A 16,885-nucleotide genomic window follows, 5' to 3' on the forward strand; every position below is an offset into this window, starting at 1 on the left:
CACGCGGTAATCCCGTCGGTCCGGCTGAAGATCGCCGAGGACGGCACCGGCAGCGCGGCGCCCGCGTGTCTCGACTTCGCTCGACACGAACGGGATATGGCCCAGTTTTCATCGAGGGAATGAAGCTATTCCCCAGCGCCACCTGTGAAATAGGCCGCATGCGTGGCATCGTGGCGCATCAGGTCGAGCGCCATGATCGCGATGTCGTGCGTCACGCCGTCGCTGTCCTGCACGTGATCGCGCAGCAGCGCTTCGGGGCGGAAGCCCATGTCTTCGAACACTTTCAGCGCGGCGCCCTGGTCGGGGGTCATCCGCACGGTCAGCTTGGCGAGGCCCAGGTCGCGCGCGGTGGCGATGCAGTGTTCGGCCAGCACCCGGCCCAGCCCGGTGCCGCGCCCTTCGGGCAGCAGCAGCAGCCGCACGTCGCCGACATGGCGCGACCAGCTATATTCGTCGCGCACCAGCGCGGTGCAGCCCAGGATCGCGCCCTGCGCGTCGAGCGCCAGCGTGCTGGTGATCTGGCCGCTTTCAGCCTGGTCGAGCCAGGCGGACACCACGCGCGGTTCGCGGATGTCGCGGCTGAGGAACAGCAGGTCGTGCAGTGGCATCTTCGCGGCAAAGGCCACGATCGCATCGGCATCGGCGCGCACGAACGGCCGCAGCGTGATGCTCTTGCCACCGAGGGTGACGGTTATCTGATCGTTCATGTAGACCTCTTGCCAAGCCAGGTGTCGATCAACGGCCACAGCCGCCGCAATGCCGCCGGCCCCGCCACCAGGCTGACGTGCCCGCCCTTCGAGACGATCTCCTCGCAGTCGGTAGAGCCGGTCATCGTCATCAGCGGTTTGGCCGCGTCATAGCTGACGATGTGATCGTGGATCGCGGTGATGTTGAGGATGGGCGCGGTGATCGACCCGACGTCAAGGCGTGTTCCATTCACCTCGAAGCGGTTCTCGAACAGCCCGTTTTCCCACATCAGGTTGCGGATCTGGCCGCGGAAATACTCGCCAGGCACCGGCAACGTCTCGGCCGCCCAGCGATCGAACATGCGGTAGGACTTGACGAAATCGTCGTTCCACATCTGCGTCCACAGATTGATCTGGCCCGTCACGCGGTTGGCCGGCCGCGCCAGATCGAACGCGCCCAACATGATGTCGGGCGGGATGATCCCGAGGTCTTGGATCATGCCATCGAGATCGAACCAGCGCTCATCGGCCCAGTTCTGGAACAGCTTCATTTCGGTAAAATCGATCGGGGTGGCAAAGCCGATCATGTTGCGCATCGGGCCTTGGGGGTTCATCGCGGCGTAGATCGTGGTGAGCGTGCCGCCCATGCAATAGCCCGCGATCGTCACGTCGGGCTCGCCCGAAGCCTCGCTCACCGCCGCCACCGCTTGTTCGATGAAGCGCGCATAATCGCCCAACCCCAGGTGCGCCTCGTCGCGGCGCGGGCTGGCCCAGTCGAGCAGATAGACGTCATACCCGCGCTGGAGCATGAATTCGACGAAGCTCTGCCCGCTCGCCAGGTCGAAGATGTAACCCTTGTTGCTTGGCGGGGTGACGATCAGCAGCGGGGTGCGGTAAATCTCGGTTTCGACCGGGCGGTAGCGATAGGTCTGCGCGGTGCCGTCGCGGTGGATCAGGTCGCGCGCCATCGCCCCGACGGGCGCGCGGTCGGCGATCAGGAAATCGAGCCCCTTGATGTTACGCCGCCGCGCGCGATCGACCTCGATGCGGACGCGTTCGGCGACTTCGGTGGGGGAGGGAATGGCGGGAGCGGTTTCGCTCATGCGGCCGGCTTGCGGCTGCGCTTGGGTTCGGGCGCGGCCGGCGCAGGCTCCGCAACAGTCGCGCCGGGCACCAGCGCCAGCCGCAACCGCTCGATACTTTCCTCGATCGCGTCGAGCCGTTCGCCCAGTTCATCGACCTGGCGCTTGCTCGGCAAATTGAGCGAGCGCAGCGTTTCCTCCATGCGATCGGTCAGCGCCTTCTGCGCGGCGAATTGCAGCTTGGTGGCCTGGCCGATGATCGCGCTGAATTCCTCGCGCTCGGTCAGCTTGCCCGACCAGGCGTTGACCTCGTGCTCCCACTTCTGGACGAATTCCTGCCATTGCGCGACGGGATCGAACGGCTTGGTCATCGGGCCTCCGAATGGGTTCAGTGAACGAGCGAGATGTAGCCGAGCTGCGCCGCCTTGAACACCGTCTGGCTGCGGTTGACGGCGTTCAGTTTCAGGCTGGCGTTGTGGATGTGGAAGCGCACCGTGGCACGGCTGCGCGACATGATCATGCTGATTTCAAGGTCGGTCTTGCCGATGGCGGCCCAGCGCAGGCACTCCACTTCGCGCTTGGAAAGCCGCGATCCGGCTTGCAGCGCCTGCACCCCGCCCTTCGCATGGACATACGTGGCGATGAAAGTGCGCGCATAAAGCCCCAGCGCGTCGCCGTATTTGCGGAACTGCTCCGACAAATCGGTTGCCTCGGGATCGAGCGGGTTGAAGCTGACCGCGCCGATCTGCCCGAACGGCAAGTGCACCGGAACCACGATCGCCGCGCGGGTTTGCGCACGGGCAGCGAAATTGGCGAGATCGATGGCCTGGAGATAGGGGTTGGGCTGCCCGGTGTGGAAGCCCGCCGCGTTGACCCAGAACGGCTGGCTTTCGAAGCGGCAGGCGCTGGTGATCGGCGAATCGAGCGCGATCCGCGAATTGCGCCACCACACCCGCGCATCGTCCTGCCAGCCGAACACATCACGCGCCAGCATGTTGCCATCGGCATCGGTGGGGGTGCGTTTATCGGCGATGTCGTGCTGCGGGGCAGCACGCATGGCGCATTCGAGTGCGATCACGTGCAGGGCTTCCGCAGCGCGGCGGATGTCCTGCGCATCGGCAACCGTAACGGCTTCGACTTTCGCTTGCGAGAGCAGCGCAATCCTCCCCTTTGTGCAGCCTGCTTACCGTGCCTTCGGTCGCCGCACAATCGCGTTAGGCCATGCGGCTGCCTAGTCATTTGCGCAGCGTGGGCAAGCTGCGGAAACTGGTAAGGTCTGAGTGGAAGCGCGCGGAAGAACGGGACGGCACAGGCTTCCCGAAACCCGGTTTCGGATCAGACGTAAAGACAAGGGGGGCGAGTGAACTTCGATCTGAGCGAGGACGAGGAACTGCTGAAGGCGCTCGCCGAACGCTTTGTTTCCGATCATTGCGATCTCGATCGTCGCCGGGCGGCACAAGCGTCGGAGCACGGATTTCTGCCCGAAAACTGGGCGCTGTTGGGCGAACTGGGGCTGATCGCCGCACCGTTCGCGCCCGATGACGGCGGCATGGGGCTCGATTCCAGCGGGCTCGCGACCGTGTTCGAAGCGCTCGGGCGCGGATTGGTGGTCGAACCGCTGATCGAGAACGGACTGGTCGGCGGTGGCCTGTTCGCGGCGTGCGCGCGTGGAAGCCTGCGTGATGAATGGCTGTCCGATGTCGTCAGCGGGGTGCGGCGAATTGCGCTCGCTCACGCCGAAGCGGGCGGGCGCAGCGCGCGATTGTGGGTCGAAACACGAAGCCATGGCGATGGCAGCGGCGGCTCGATCGACGGGTCGAAACCGTATGTGCCTGCGGGACATGGAGCCGATGGCTATATCGTCAGCGCGCGCAGCCACGGGGCGCCAGATGAGGTTGAAGGCCTGGGCCTGTATTTCGTGTCCGCGAACGCCGCCGGCCTTACGCACACCCCCTGGCGCATGGCCGATGGCTCGCGCGCGGTCTCGCTCGACCTCTCCGGCGTTTGTTTCGAGCGCGATCACCGGCTTGATACCAGCACCGCCGGTGCCTTCGCCGCGATTGAATTCGCGCAACTGCGCGCCAACCTCGCCCGCGCCGCCGAGGCGCTCGGCATTATGGAGCGGATCTTCGCCGATACGCTCGCTTACCTCCGCACGCGCGAACAATTCGGCACGCCGCTCGGCAGTTTCCAGGCGATCCAGCACCGCATGGCGCTGCAATATGCCGCGCTCGAACAATCGCGCGCGCTGCTCAACCTGGCGCAAGTCAGCGAAGGCGGGCCTGATTTTGCTTCCTCGGTAGATGGCGCGCGCGCGTTCATTTCGCGAATGTCGATCGCGCTTGGGCACGAGATGATCCAGTTCCACGGCGGCATGGGCGTAACCGACGAGCTGGCAATCGGCCACGCACACAAGCGCCTGCTGGTGCTGTCACGCTGGCCCGACGATCCCGAAGTGGCGCTGGATCGGTTCGCCGGGGTTGCGGGTTAGCGCGCCTTGAGCCAGCCGATCCCGCGCCGCAGCAGGTCGTAGAACACCGGCAGGTCCCACGCGCAGCGGTCAACCGTGGGCCACCAGTCGAGCATCGGCTGAAGGTCGTAATGCCCGCGGCAATGGCCGAGCGTCAGGTACAGCACCGCGCCGCTTCCGTGGCCCTTGATGTAGAACACCGGATGCGTGCCGGGTGCGTCGGCAGCCTCGACGAAGCCCGTGCCAGGCTCGGTGCATTCGGTTTCGAGCAGGACGTGCAAGTCGCCGTGGGTTTCGAGATGATACAGTTCGTCGGTCGTATCGAACGGCTCCACCCCAGCCACCAGCGGGTGCGCCGGGTCGGCTACGGTCACGCGGTAAGGCACGATCGGCGGGTGCGAAATGAACTGGCTGCCGAGCAGGTCCATCATCAGCGGCGCCCAGCGGGGCGCGTCCCACAGACCTTCATTCGGTCCGGAATCGAGCAGCCGCAGCACCGAATTGGTGCCGTGGAGCGCATACCATCGCCCGCCCTTGGCCAGCCAGTCGCGCAGCACCTCCTGCGCCTGAAGGCTGGGCGTCACGTCGCAAGTGTAGGTGATGAGGATGTCCGCCGCGGCGATCGCAGCCACGTTCTCGTAATCCTCGAACACGCGTGTGCGCACGCGCGGATCTTCGGCCAGCAGCTTGAGCAGTTCGAGCCGCGCGAAGTCCATATCGTGCCACACCCCGCCGCAGATCAGCACGCAATCGATACGCGGCGGTTGGGCGGCTTGTGCGGTTTCAGTCGTCATGCGGGTTCCCTTTTGTCCCAGGTCAGCGGCAATGCCTGCAATGCCCAGACGCTTTCGGTTTCGGCGACGATCTCGGCCCCCGGCGGCAGGCCGAACGCGGGCACGCGCCGCAGCCATTCGTCGAGCGCGATGCGGATTTCGGTGCGCGCCAGATGCATCCCGGCGCAAGTATGCGGGCCGGTCGAGAAGGTCAGCGTGCGTTTGGCCTTGCGGTCGGGATCGATGTGGTGCGGATCGTCGTGCATCCGTTCATCGCGCGATGCCAGGCCCAGCGGCAGTTCGATCAGATCGCCTTTGCGCAATGCCGCGCCGTGGAAGTCCATGTCGCAAGTCGCATAGCGGAAGGTGGTGACCACACCGAAGGCTCGGATGAATTCGTCGGTCGCGGCGGGGATCAGCGCGGGTTCGGCGCGCAACCGGGCTTGCAGTTCGGGCTGCTGCGCCAGTTCGCGAAACACGAAGCCCAGCAGCGAGGCCACCGTATCGAGCCCGCCGATGAACAGCATGAAGCACAAGCCGAGCATCCGGTCGGGCGGGATTTCGGCGCCATCGATCCGGCTGGCGATGAAGTGGCTGACCATGTCATTGCCCGGTTGCGCACGCCGCCGGGCGATCAGCGCCAGCAGATAGTCCTTGATCGCCTGCGCGGCCTGCGCCCGCCGATCGAGCGTGGCCCCGCGCAGCAGATTGTCCGCCCAGCCCAGGAAAGTGGGCATTTCGGCCATTGGCAGGTCCATCATCCGCATGAACACGGTGACGGGGAAGGGTTGCCCGAAGTGGCCCATGAAATCGCATTTGCCCGCCCCGCGCACGTTCTCGATCAGCGAGGCCGCCAGGTCGCGGATGTCGTCGTGCAACTCCCGCGCCTTCGCAGGCGAAAACCACGGCGCGATCAGCTTGCGGTAAAGCGTGTGCTCGGGCGGATCGAGTTCGAGCGGCACCAGCGGCCAGTCCTCGCCGATCAGCCGCGAGAAACCAATCGACAAGTGGCTGGAGAAGCGCGCCGGATCGAGCAGCACCTCCTGTTGCAACGCATGGCGCGTCACCACCCAGTTGCCGCCCAATCCTGCCGCGCGCACGTGCTCTTCACCGCGTTTGAAGAACACGTCCGGCCCATCATGCAGCTTGGCGCCGGCGCGGAACGGGCAGGCGGCGGCGTCGGGATCGGCCGCCATGTTCCAGTCGCGGATGAGGGCGTCTGCTTCGGGCACGCGCTACGCCCCCGGTTCGCGGCTCAGATATTTGTCCATCGTGCGGTGGAACTGGCGGATGCGAATTTCCTGATAGTCCGCCAACTGAATCTTGCCGGTCTTCGAGGCGTGGAGGCCCTGCTGGACATAGGGCAGGTTGTCCATATCCTGCTCGAACACCGCGCCCAATCCGCCGATCTCGGGCGCATCGGTCCATTTCTGGTCGGGGGTGAGGTAGTGCATCGGCACCCCGCGCGGGATCGGTTCGCCCTTCTTCACCCGCGCCAGGATGCGCACTTCCATCAAGCAGGTGTCGGGCGTCTTTCCCGGCCGCCAGCGATAGACGATGTTGGGCATGTACCCGCCCCACGGCGCGAAGTTGGGGAACACGTTGTAGACCAGCGCATCCTGCATCTCTGCGTCGGTTGCGGCTTCGTGGTCATAGCCGTTCTGCTCGGTGTAGGATTGGCGCAAGGCCGCGCCCAAGGCCGCGCGCGCGCTCTGCCCTTCGCCGACCTTGACCGCATAGGGATCGTCCGAAGCTTCGTAGTTGTCCGCGCTGCGCCCGTTGTACTTGATGAATTCGTCGACGATCCACTGCTCGCTCTTGCCCACCGGATCGAGGTGCGGGCTGAGCACGCCGAACGGCACGTGGTTGACGTTCACGTGATCGCCCCAGGTCCAGTAGGCGCTGTTGGAATCGCCGGTGAAGGCCAGGATCTGCGGGTGCGTGACCAGCGTGTGCCAGGCTTCCATGAAGGCCTCGGAGGTGACCTTCCAGTTGGCCGGAACCTCCTTCGCCACCCAGATCACCGTGGTGCATTCTTCGTGCCGCCAGCGCTTGAAGTGCTCGGGCAAGGGCGCGAGAAACTCCTCCAGCGACGGCCCGCCGGCTTCCTCGCGGATGAAGATATAGCCGCCCCAGCGGCCGACCTCGGCTTCGGGCAGCGCCATCTTGTCCTTGGCCAGGTGCGGGAAATCCCATTCGCACGGGTTGCCTTGGTACGCGCCGTCCTTGCCCCAGGCGAAGCCATGGAACGGGCAGACGAAACTGTCCGCCGCGCCATCCTCGGTCCGCAGCTTGCGCCCGCGGTGGAGGCAGACGTTGTGCATCGCGCGCACCGAACCATCGTCCTGCCGGCTGATCAGGTACGATCGGCCCGCGATGTCATAGACCACGAAGTCGCCCGGTTCGGGCAGGTCTTCCTCGCGCGCGGCAAATTGCCACACGTATGGCCACATCTTCTCGCGTTCGGCCGCTGCGAACTCCTCGCTTGTGTAGCGCGCCGCATCGAGCGGTTCGGAGCCGAGGTAGGTGTAACTTTCCTGCGTCAGGCAATCGGGCGCGACCCGCGAATCCTGCGCCATCAGCGCGGTCCAGCTCACGCCGGGGCTGCGCGCAGTACCGGCCAATGCGGGGTCCCGGTCGGCCATCGTCAAAGCTCCTCTCGCATCGATTTGCGTATTTATCCCGCACCTTGGCGCGCCCACCCGCGCAAGTCACCTTGCGGAAAGCATAGGTTGCGCGGGGTGCCGATAAAACCGATCAACCCGTCATAAGGCGCAAGAGTTGCGAGCGGGAGATGATTCAGTGACGGCGGTGGCAGGACGGCTTGCGGGCAAGGTGGCGCTGGTCACCGGGGGCACTTCGGGGATCGGCGCGGCCACGGTCGCGCGGCTTGCGGCCGAGGGCGCGCGGGTGATCTTCACCGGATCGAACGCCGAAGCCGCCGCGAAGGTTTGCGCGGAGACTGGCGCGGTGTTCCACGCCAGCCGGGTGGAAGACCCCGTCGCGTGGGACGTTCTTGCAGAGCGGATCAGCGCCGAATTCGGGCGGCTAGATATCGCCTTCGCCAACGCCGGCAAGGAAGCGGGCGACGGCAGCATCGAATCGATCACCTTCGAAGGCTGGCAGGGCGTGCTCGACGTGAACCTGACCGGCGCGATGCTCACCTGCCGCGCCGCGGTCGGGCTGATGAAGGCCAATCCGGAAGGGCCGCGCGGGTCGATCGTGATCAATTCATCGATGAACGCGCACCGCGCGATGGGCAACTTCATGGCCTATTCGGTGACCAAGGCGGCGGTGGTTGCGCTGGCCAAGTCGGTCGCGGTCCATTGCGGCAACCAGGGCTACCAGATCCGCTGCAACGCGATCCTGCCCGGCGTGGTCGAAACCGCGCTGATCACCAATCTGATCGACAAGGCACCCGATCCCGCAGCCGCGCGCCGCGCTTACGAAGGCATGTCACAATTGAAGCGGATGGGCCGGGTCGACGAGATCGCCGGGTTGGTCGCCTATCTGGGATCGGACGAGGCGGCGTTCGTTTCGGGCGCCGAATGGGTGATCGATGGCGCCACCACGGCAGGGATGATGGGCGTATGAGCGATCTTGGCGCGCAGCGGCTGCAGGGCCGGGTCTGCTTCGTTTCGGGCGGGCTGCGCGGCATCGGCCTGGCCTGCGTCGAACGGTTTCTGGCCGAGGGCGCCGAAGTGGTGCTGTCCGACCTCGACGCGCCCGATTCGCCGCTCGCCGCTGAAGTCATGGCGCGGCTGGGGCAGGCGGCCAGCTACGTCCAGGCCAACGTGACGCAGGAATCCGACTGGCAGCGCGCGCGCGACATCGTTCAATCGCGCCACGGCAAGTTGCACGTGCTGGTCAACAACGCCGGAACCGATCTCACCGGCCCGGTCGAGACGCTGAGCATGGCAAGCTGGCGACGGATCATGGATATCAACGTCGACGGCGTGTTCCTGGGGGTGAAGACCTTCACGCCGATGCTGGCCGCCAGCGGCGCCGATGTGCGCGGTGGATCGTCGATCATCAACGTCAGCTCGATCATGGGGCTGGTCGGCTACAGCGAGGTTTCGGCCTACAACGCCAGCAAGGGCGCGGTGCGATTGTTCACCAAGGGCATCGCGATCGAGTTCGCGACCAAGAAGATGCCGATCCGCGCCAATTCGCTCCACCCCGGCTTCGTGCTGACCCCGCTGCTCAACGCCGGCTTCCAGCGCTGGGTCGATGCCGGCGCTGCCGAAAAGCCGCAGGATCTGGTCGACGTGATGGCGGCGCAAACCCCGATCGGCCGGCTCGCCGAACCCGCCGAACTAGCCAGCGGGGTGTTCTTCCTTGCGAGTTCCGACAGCGCTTACATGACCGGCGCCGAACTGGTCATGGACGGGGGATGGACAGCACAATGATCGGTCTGGAAAATGTCGTTGCGGTGGTGACGGGCGCGGCCGGGGGCATCGGCCGAGAAGTGGTCAAGGCGATGAAGGCGGCGGGTGCGCAAGTGATCGCCACCGACCTCGTGCCCGATGCCACGATCGAGGGCGCAGACCACTACTTGCGCCACGATGTCACCAGCCCCGCCGATTGGGCGGCGGTCGAAGTGCTGGCGCGCCAGACTTATGGCCGGCTCGATGCGCTGGTCAACGTCGCGGCGATCTCGGTGGTCGGCAAGATCGAGGAGACCCCGCTGGCCGAATGGCACCGGGTCAACGCGATCAACGTCGATTCGGTGATCATCGGCACGCAGGCGCTGCTCGAACTGTTGAAAGAGGGCGGCAAGGCGCGGGTCGGCGGTGCGTCGATCGTCAACTTTTCCAGCGTCGGCGGCTTGCGCGGCGCGGCCTTCAACGCGGCCTATTGCACCAGCAAGGCGGCGGTGAAGATGCTGTCGAAGTGCATGGGCGCCGAATTCGCTGCGCTCGGCTACAACATCCGCTGCAATTCGGTGCACCCCGGCGGCATCGACACCGGCATGCTGACCGGGATCATGGACCGCTATGTCGAACTGGGCGCGGCGCCATCGCGCGAAGCGGCGACGGCGGGGATGATCGCCGGCCACCCGATCGGCCGGATGGGCCGGCCCGACGAGATGGGCGGCGGCGTGGTGTACTTGTGCTCCGAGGCCGCGAGCTTCGTCACGTGCAGCGAATTCCTGATGGACGGCGGGTTCAGCCAGATTTGACACTTCCCCTCCCGCTTGCGGGCGGGGGACTCGCCCTTCATGCGGGCAGCAGCAGTTCCAGCGAAAGCCGCGTGATCCGCCACGTACCCGGATCGCGCCGTGCGTCCATCAGGTAGCGGACCTTGACCTCCATCAGCGATCCGTCGGTGCCCTTGCTGAAGGCGTGGACGTGGACGCTGGCCGATGCCGTATCGCCCGCAAACGCCGCCAGCGCGAAGTTGCTGGCGTAATGCGCGTTACCGGCCATCGTGGGGAAGGCGCCCGCGTAAAAGGCGCGGATCGCGGCGTGGCCCTCCATCACGCCCAGCCCGAAGCCGGTCAGGTCATAGACCGCGTCGGGCGCGAACACCGCGAGCACGCCATCGATATCGCCGATCCGGTCGACCGCGTTGCAATAGGCGGTGGCGAGGTCTTCGAGCGCGATCCTGTCCTCAATCGGGCAGGGCGGGGGCGGATAGACGGCCATCACGCCGTCCCCATCACGTAATCGCTCAGCAGTTCATGAAACCGCTGCACGCGTTTTTCCTGGAGCGGCAGGTGAAAGCCCTTGAACCCGCGAGAATTCAGCCCCTGCTGCTGCGTGGTGCCGATCGACAGATCCTGATCGGCCACATAGCCGACCGACACCCCATCGCCGTAAGTGCTGTGGCGGTGGATCGCATCGTGCCGCAGCGGAGCGACGCCCACCGGGGTTTCGATCTCCTTCATGCCCTTCACCGGCGGATAGAGGCACCAGTGTTGGAACACGCACTTCTCGGGATCGGTCGGGTGCGGTTCGGTGCGCAGGATCTGGCACTGTTCGGGGCTCATCGTCAGCGTCAGGTTGGGGAACATCGTGCAGTGGAAATAGTCGACCAGTTGCTGGTCGGTCATCTGGTCATAGTTGGTATAACCGCGATCCGGCCCAAGCTTGCGCTTGGCCTCGATCACTGCTTGCCGGATGTCGCCGGTGTGGCCCTTGTAGGCGGCGGGATCGACGCCCCAGGCCGCCGCGATCGCATCGAGCGGGGCGGGCACTTCGCCGCTGGCGTGGTCCTTGCGCGTGGTGGCCTGGTGGCCCTTCATCCACATCGCGTTGTGGCCCGTCGGGTACATTTCGAACACCGTATCGGGCAGCCCGTCGTTGATGAAAGTGCCCAGTTCGGGGTGGATCGTGGGGAGGTGGTAGCTCTCGTTGAAATTGTCGCGGATGATCTTCCAGTTGAAATCGCAATCGGCCGAGACGTTGAGCACGCGCACCCAGTTGTCGAGGCCATAGCCCGCCAGCCGTTCGGGATACGGCGCCAGCCATTCGTGGAGCGGCGCCACGTCGTCGTCCATGCACCAGAACACGAACGGGCCCCAGGTGTCGCAGCGCAGCTCGGTGAGGTGCAGCTTGCCGCAAGGGTTGCCATCGGCGAAATCGTCCGGGTCCTGCACGTGGACCAAGGTGCCGGCGGGATCGAACTGCCAGCCGTGATAGCCACACGTGATGCGCGGGGTGCTGGCCACATCGCCCAGGATCAGCCGGTTGCCGCGGTGCGGGCAGGTGTTGTAGAACGCCTTTATGGACTCATCGGCCTGCTTGACCATGATGATCGAATCCTTGCCGAAGTTGTGGCGGACGATGTCGCCCTCCTCCTCCAGCTCGGCCGTCACCGCGCCCAGGTGCCAGACTTTGGGCCAGAGATGCTTCATCTCCAGCGCCATCCAGTCCTTGCTGATGTAGCGTTCAGCGGTGATCGTATCGCCGCGCACCGGCAGGTCGAAGTCAGCCGAATAGCGCGAGCGTTTGTCTTCGACAGTCATCCTGGCATCCTCGGTGGTGTGTTTTGTTGCGCCTTGGTGGCCCAATCCGGCCGCCCGCGCATCTGCGGTTTTGGTCAGGCTGTCGCATACGTCGCCAACCAAGCGCGCGTCGCGTCGGCCACCGCCTTGGCGCGCAAGGCCGGGTGGTCGAACGCCTCGCGCAACGCCTTTGAGCGCAGTTCGATGCTGAGCGGGATCGCGGGCGGAAGTGCATCGTACAGCGCGTGCAGCGGCAATGCACCCTCCCCGCATTGCTCGCGCAAGTCGATCGCGTCTTCGATCACCGCGGCGAAATCGGCCGGGTCGGGGCGGACGCCCGAGGCATCGCAGAACTGCGCATAGGGCAACAGCGCCGGATCGACCCGCGCGATCGCCTCGATCGACGAGCCCGAGCGGTCGACATGGATCGGATCGATCAGCAACGCGCGCAACGGATGCGCCACCGCATCGAGCACCGCCATGGCCTGCGCCAGATCCTTGACCTGGGTGAACACCCCGAATTCCAGCGCCACGCGCATGCCGCTGCCCTCGGCGTAGCGGCACAGTTCGGCCAGCCTTGCGGCGGTGCGGCCATGATCGGGATCGGACGAAACGCACAGCACGTTGGCCGCGCCCAGTTCCGCACCAATGTCGATCACCCGGCGATGATCGTCCATGCTCGAATCCGGCTTGAGCCAGATCACCTCGACATCGAGCAGCGGCAGCCCGCTTGCGGCCAGTTCGGCGCGGACATCGCGCGTGGTTGCGGCAGTCCATTCGCCCGGTTCCACCCACAGCCCCACCGCGTCGAACCCGCCGGCCGCGGCCGCCTGCACCGTTTCGAGCGCGCCGAATTCGGGCACCACGCCCGATGCCAGCGAAATCGGCCGCACCGGCGTTACAGCACCGGCTCGGGCGCGGTCGGATCGTCTTCGAGGTACCAGTTGAGCCATTCGTGGAAGTACTGGTTGCCGCGCTCGTTCTGGCCGAACACCAGTTCATCGTGCGCGCCGCTTTCCAGGCCTTTCTGGATTTCCAGCCCGATCACGTAATCTTCGTTGTAGGTCACGTCGCGGAAGAAATCGATCGCCGCCTCCACCGCCACCCGGTCCGCCTCGTCGCGGATCGGTTCGCGGCGCAAGTAGTTGAGCACGGTGCGGTTCTGGCCCGGCGTCGGCCCCGGGAACAGTTGTGCGATCTGCGTGATCTCGGGTGCGATGAACGCCGAGACGTTGGGGAAGAAAATCCGCACGAAATCGAAGCCGTTGTTTTCTTGGCGGCCCCAATCCGCGCGAGGCACCTTGTCCAACGCCTCGCCGATCGCGCGGTGCGGAAAGCCGATGCGCAAGTTCGGCCCGAACGCCTCGTAATGCATGCAGTTGGACGGCGTGCGCGGCGCGATCGTTTCGGGGTGCAGCGAGGCGAAGTGATAGCCTTCGAGATAGCCGTCGAACGCGATCTTCCAGTTGGCGCCCTCGATCACCCGACTGCCCATGTAGGACCAGTTGCCGAAGTCCAACGCCGCAAAATCATCGAGATAGCCGCGGAAATAGTGATCGAGATCGATCGGCGCATTGGGCGTCAGGCACACGAAGATCAGCCCCGCGCGCTCCTCGCAGGGCAATTCGCGCAGGCCCATCTCGGACTTGTCGATCGCTCCGTAGCTGGCAGGTTCGGAGATGCCGATCAGCTTGCCATCCGCGCCATACGTCCAGCCGTGGTACTTGCAGGTGAAGCGCGAGCAATTGCCCCGCCCCTCGCTCGCCACCGGTGCCCCGCGATGCGCGCACACGTTGAGAAACGCGCGGACCTTGCCCGCCTTGTCACGATTGATCAGCACCGGCATCCCGCCCACATCCATCGCCTTGAAATCGCCCGGCTTGGGCAATTCGGCGGTGAACGCCAGCAGCAGCGGCACGCGCTTGAACACCAGTTCCATCTCGGCCTTCCACTGGTCGGGATCGGTGTAGCTGGCGCTGGGCACGCGCATGTGCTTGTCGGTCTGGAAGGTCGTGCGGGTTTCGACGTAATCGCGCATGATTTCGGCCACGTCGCCGATCTGCTCGATACGGTCCGCCTGCCTGGCTAACGGGTGATCCATCATTGCCTCTCGTGCCGCCCGCTGTCTGCGCGGGCCTTTTCGCAACCGACCATCGACCAGCCGCGCGCGCCCCACAAGCTGCCACTCGTCACAGGTTTGGCGCGCCGGCCTGCTCTTTTCGCCAATTGGCAGCGGCGCATAAGCCGTGCGCAAAGCGCGCATGACCGCACCGAATTCTGCCCCTTGGGCCTGGCTGCCAATCCCCGCCCCGCACCAGCAAGCCTTCGCCCAAAGCGACGCGTGGGACCGTCGCACGCTGGCCGATCAGGCGATCGAGCGCGCCGCTGCCGACCCGGATTTCATCGCCTTCACCGACGGGCAGGGCACGCTCACCCGCGCCGAACTGGTGGCCGATGCGCAAGCCCTCGCCGCCGCACTCCACCAACGCGGCCTTCGCCCCGGCGACGTGCTGGCATTCCAGGTGCCCAACTGGCGCGAGGCGGCTGTGATCAATCTGGCCGCCGTGTTCGCCGGGCTGATCGTCAACCCGATCGTGCCGATCTACCGCGATCACGAAGTCGCGCAGATGCTCGGCGATTGCCGCGCCAAGGCGGTGTTTGTGGCGCACACCTTCCGCAAGTTCGACTACGCTGCAATGGCCGCGCGCATCCGCCCCGCCCTGCCCGACCTCGCCCACGTGTTCACGGTGCGCGGCGATGGCGCGAACGACTACACCGCCCTCCTCGCCGACGGCCGCGACCTGCCGTTCAACCGCCCGCAAGTCGATCCGCTCGGCGTCAAGCTGGTGCTTTATACGTCGGGCACCACCGGCCGGCCCAAGGGCGTGCTGCACAGCCACGTCACGCTCCAGCGCATCGTCCGCACCAGCGCCACCCACTGGGGCCTGCGCGAAGGCGAGGGCACGCTGATGCCCAGCCCGGTCACGCACGTGTCGGGCTACGCAAACGGCCTCGAAGCCCCGCTGATCTGCGGCACCGCCAGCGTGCTGATGGAAAGCTGGGACGCCAACGCCGCGCTCACCCTGATCGACCAACACCAACTGGTCGGCACCGTCGCCGCCACGCCGTTCCTGGTCGAACTGGCCGCCGCCGCACGCGCCGCCGGCAACCGCCTGCCCAGCTTCCGCTTCTTCGCCTGCGGCGGCGCCGCCGTCCCCGCCGACCTCATCCCCACCGCCCGCGCCGCCTTCGCAAACTGCCAGCCCTTCCGCGTCTTCGGCGCCTCCGAAGTCCCGCTCGTCACCTTCGGTTACCCGGGCGATCCGGCGCTCGCCGCCACCACCGACGGCGCAGTGATCGACTACGAAGTCCGCATAGTCGACGCCGAAGACACCCCGCTGCCCCCCGGCACCGAAGGCGAAGTCCTCGCCCGCGGCCCCGCCATGCTCATGGCCTACGCCAACGAAGCCCAAACCGCCGAAGCCCTTACCGCAGACGGCTTCTTCCGCACCGGCGACCTCGGCACACTATCCCCCCAAGGCGGCCTCACCATCACCGGCCGCAAGAAAGACCTCATCATCCGCGGCGGCGAAAACATCTCCGCCCGCGAAATCGAAGACGTGCTGGAAACACACCCGCTGGTGCGCGAATCCGCCGTGGTGGCCATGCCGCACGAACGGCTGGGCGAAGGCGTCTGCGCGTTTGTGATCCTGATGGGCGAGGCAGACGCGGCGACCCTGACCGCGCACGTGGCTGCGAGCGGATTGGCGCGGCAGAAAATCCCCGAACGCTTCGAGATCGTGGATGACTTTCCGCGCACCGCCTCGGGCAAAGTGCGGAAGGATTGGCTGCGGGCGGATGTGAAGGCGAAGGTGGTGTGAGGTTGGGGGTTTTTTGAAGGGGAGTTTTCTGGGGGTCATGGGTCCCCAGTCTCCCCTATCTATTGACGATTGGGTGCTATTTTAGCGCTGCCTTCCGACGCTTATTCGTCAGTTGCGATTGAGGCCCATGTCTCGGCTTTGGAGCTTGCGCTTCCACAGTTGCTCGGTTTCAAGAATCTCGTTGTATGTCGCAACCGATCCGCAGACTTCGAGGATCGTGACTTGATAGTCGCTTGGTTCAGCACTCTTAAGCCCGATATTGCCCCCATGCCCATCAGCAGAATAGTTAAGCCAGCGGGCGTGGAAACCGCCCTCCTTACTTGTTGCAGAGCCGACATACCATTCGCCTGTCCGTGCCGACGCCAGGAGATAAACGCCGCACGCTGCTTTCAATGCTTCAAGCCAGCCGCGCGGAAGGGTGGGAATATCGGAGATATTGGAGATAAAATGGGTGTATCCAGGAAACTCCTCTTCCCTGAACTCGCGCGTCAATTGGACAATGGGCTTGTCCTGTCGATCGGCGCGTTGAATCCAACTTCGTGCCCCTAGCCCCCATTCGACCCAGAGTTTTCCAATATAGTTGGAAAGTAGCGGAGAAAGAGTGAGGCGATAGCTGTCGCAGTTCCCGTCGTACCGATCGCCATCGGGGCGCTCATAAAGTGGATCGATTTTTTCTTTAGGCGAAGCTCCGACGAGTTCTGCAACATAGAGGCCGGAAAATAGCGTTCCACCAGTCGGGGGTGCGACGAAGGAAGCCCAATATCTGCCGCTGAGCTTCGCGCGGTTCGATTCCGCCTGTACGGACTGGTATTCCTCGAAGGCATCGCGTTTGTCGCGCCACAAAAGATAAGGGGTACGACCATTCGGCGCCTTAGTCTGGTGACGAAGCAGGCGCACTTCTGAGAGGGCGAGGCCAGATTTGGACAGGATGTCGGTGAAGTAGAACATCATCGGCAGCTGTTAGGTCATAACCAATTAAAATCGAGTGAGAGTCGTAGGGGTTGCCAGCAGCTAACCGCCAGACTCAGAGATGCAAGGGCGATG

At 65.1% G+C, this 16,885-nt stretch carries 17 protein-coding genes; 5 read left to right on the forward strand and 12 right to left on the reverse strand.

The annotated features are described in order from the left end of the window. Positions 1-125 precede the first annotated feature (125 nt). Genes Q0R16_RS13905 through Q0R16_RS13920 form a run of 4 tightly spaced genes read right to left on the reverse strand, consistent with a single transcriptional unit; the run spans position 126 to position 2,930 of the window. Positions 126-707, reverse strand: coding sequence for a GNAT family protein (locus Q0R16_RS13905; RefSeq protein ID WP_295637179.1), 582 nt, complete (start codon positions 705-707; stop codon positions 126-128). Continuing rightward, complete coding sequence (locus Q0R16_RS13910; protein WP_295637181.1) at positions 704-1,789, reverse strand: alpha/beta fold hydrolase; 1,086 nt, start codon at positions 1,787-1,789, stop codon at positions 704-706. The genes Q0R16_RS13905 and Q0R16_RS13910 overlap by 4 nt, the downstream gene beginning before the upstream one ends. Continuing rightward, positions 1,786-2,139, reverse strand: a complete 354-nt coding sequence (locus Q0R16_RS13915) for a poly(R)-hydroxyalkanoic acid synthase subunit PhaE (protein WP_295637184.1) — start codon at positions 2,137-2,139, stop codon at positions 1,786-1,788. Before Q0R16_RS13915 ends, Q0R16_RS13910 begins: the two co-directional genes overlap by 4 nt. Before the next feature lie 17 nt (positions 2,140-2,156). Then, the gene (locus tag Q0R16_RS13920) at positions 2,157-2,930 is read right to left on the reverse strand and encodes a LuxR C-terminal-related transcriptional regulator (RefSeq protein WP_295637265.1); all 774 of its coding nucleotides are present in this window, start codon (positions 2,928-2,930) and stop codon (positions 2,157-2,159) included. 198 nt (positions 2,931-3,128) lie between these two features. Here Q0R16_RS13920 and Q0R16_RS13925 point away from each other — a divergent pair, with 198 nt between their 5' ends. Then, complete coding sequence (locus Q0R16_RS13925; RefSeq protein WP_295637186.1) at positions 3,129-4,259, forward strand: acyl-CoA dehydrogenase family protein; 1,131 nt, start codon at positions 3,129-3,131, stop codon at positions 4,257-4,259. On the opposite strand, the gene Q0R16_RS13930 is transcribed toward Q0R16_RS13925, so the two are convergent. Genes Q0R16_RS13930 through Q0R16_RS13940 form a run of 3 tightly spaced genes read right to left on the reverse strand, consistent with a single transcriptional unit; the run spans position 4,256 to position 7,656 of the window. After that, complete coding sequence (locus Q0R16_RS13930; protein ID WP_295637189.1) at positions 4,256-5,032, reverse strand: ThuA domain-containing protein; 777 nt, start codon at positions 5,030-5,032, stop codon at positions 4,256-4,258. The genes Q0R16_RS13925 and Q0R16_RS13930 overlap by 4 nt on opposite strands. Next, positions 5,029-6,243: a cytochrome P450 gene (locus Q0R16_RS13935; RefSeq protein WP_295637192.1), complete on the reverse strand. Its 1,215-nt coding sequence runs from the start codon at positions 6,241-6,243 to the stop codon at positions 5,029-5,031. Before Q0R16_RS13935 ends, Q0R16_RS13930 begins: the two co-directional genes overlap by 4 nt. A 3-nt stretch (positions 6,244-6,246) precedes the next feature. Then, the gene (locus Q0R16_RS13940; RefSeq protein ID WP_295637196.1) at positions 6,247-7,656 is read right to left on the reverse strand and encodes an aromatic ring-hydroxylating dioxygenase subunit alpha; all 1,410 of its coding nucleotides are present in this window, start codon (positions 7,654-7,656) and stop codon (positions 6,247-6,249) included. A gap of 166 nt (positions 7,657-7,822) precedes the next feature. Between Q0R16_RS13940 and Q0R16_RS13945 the strand changes: the two genes are divergently transcribed. Genes Q0R16_RS13945 through Q0R16_RS13955 form a run of 3 tightly spaced genes read left to right on the forward strand, consistent with a single transcriptional unit; the run spans position 7,823 to position 10,193 of the window. Further along, positions 7,823-8,605, forward strand: coding sequence for an SDR family oxidoreductase (locus Q0R16_RS13945; protein WP_295637268.1), 783 nt, complete (start codon positions 7,823-7,825; stop codon positions 8,603-8,605). Next, positions 8,602-9,420 carry an SDR family oxidoreductase gene (locus Q0R16_RS13950; RefSeq protein WP_295637199.1) on the forward strand — a complete coding sequence of 273 codons (819 nt, stop codon included), beginning with the start codon at positions 8,602-8,604 and terminating at the stop codon, positions 9,418-9,420. Before Q0R16_RS13945 ends, Q0R16_RS13950 begins: the two co-directional genes overlap by 4 nt. Then, a complete protein-coding gene (locus Q0R16_RS13955) occupies positions 9,417-10,193 on the forward strand; it encodes an SDR family oxidoreductase (protein WP_295637202.1) in 777 nt (258 codons plus the stop codon). The genes Q0R16_RS13950 and Q0R16_RS13955 overlap by 4 nt, the downstream gene beginning before the upstream one ends. A 37-nt stretch (positions 10,194-10,230) precedes the next feature. Here Q0R16_RS13955 and Q0R16_RS13960 read toward each other — a convergent pair whose 3' ends face one another. The 4 genes from Q0R16_RS13960 to Q0R16_RS13975 form a co-directional block, all read right to left on the reverse strand. Then, positions 10,231-10,659, reverse strand: a complete 429-nt coding sequence (locus Q0R16_RS13960) for a nuclear transport factor 2 family protein (protein WP_295637206.1) — start codon at positions 10,657-10,659, stop codon at positions 10,231-10,233. After that, positions 10,659-11,981: an aromatic ring-hydroxylating dioxygenase subunit alpha gene (locus tag Q0R16_RS13965; RefSeq protein WP_295637209.1), complete on the reverse strand. Its 1,323-nt coding sequence runs from the start codon at positions 11,979-11,981 to the stop codon at positions 10,659-10,661. Before Q0R16_RS13965 ends, Q0R16_RS13960 begins: the two co-directional genes overlap by 1 nt. Positions 11,982-12,055: 74 nt before the next feature. Further along, positions 12,056-12,853 carry a sugar phosphate isomerase/epimerase gene (locus Q0R16_RS13970; protein ID WP_295637211.1) on the reverse strand — a complete coding sequence of 266 codons (798 nt, stop codon included), beginning with the start codon at positions 12,851-12,853 and terminating at the stop codon, positions 12,056-12,058. A 5-nt stretch (positions 12,854-12,858) separates the two neighbouring features. After that, complete coding sequence (locus Q0R16_RS13975) at positions 12,859-14,061, reverse strand: SRPBCC family protein (RefSeq protein WP_295637214.1); 1,203 nt, start codon at positions 14,059-14,061, stop codon at positions 12,859-12,861. Positions 14,062-14,221: 160 nt separating this feature from the next. On the opposite strand from Q0R16_RS13975, the gene Q0R16_RS13980 reads away from it, so the two are divergent. Continuing rightward, complete coding sequence (locus Q0R16_RS13980) at positions 14,222-15,841, forward strand: AMP-binding protein (protein WP_295637218.1); 1,620 nt, start codon at positions 14,222-14,224, stop codon at positions 15,839-15,841. Positions 15,842-15,949: 108 nt separating this feature from the next. On the opposite strand, the gene Q0R16_RS13985 is transcribed toward Q0R16_RS13980, so the two are convergent. Then, the gene (locus Q0R16_RS13985) at positions 15,950-16,792 is read right to left on the reverse strand and encodes a GIY-YIG nuclease family protein (RefSeq protein WP_295637221.1); all 843 of its coding nucleotides are present in this window, start codon (positions 16,790-16,792) and stop codon (positions 15,950-15,952) included. Between the last annotated feature and the right edge of the window lie 93 nt (positions 16,793-16,885).

The sequence above is a fragment of the Novosphingobium sp. genome (genome assembly GCF_025351285.1).
Classification (GTDB): Bacteria; Pseudomonadota; Alphaproteobacteria; order Sphingomonadales; family Sphingomonadaceae; genus Novosphingobium.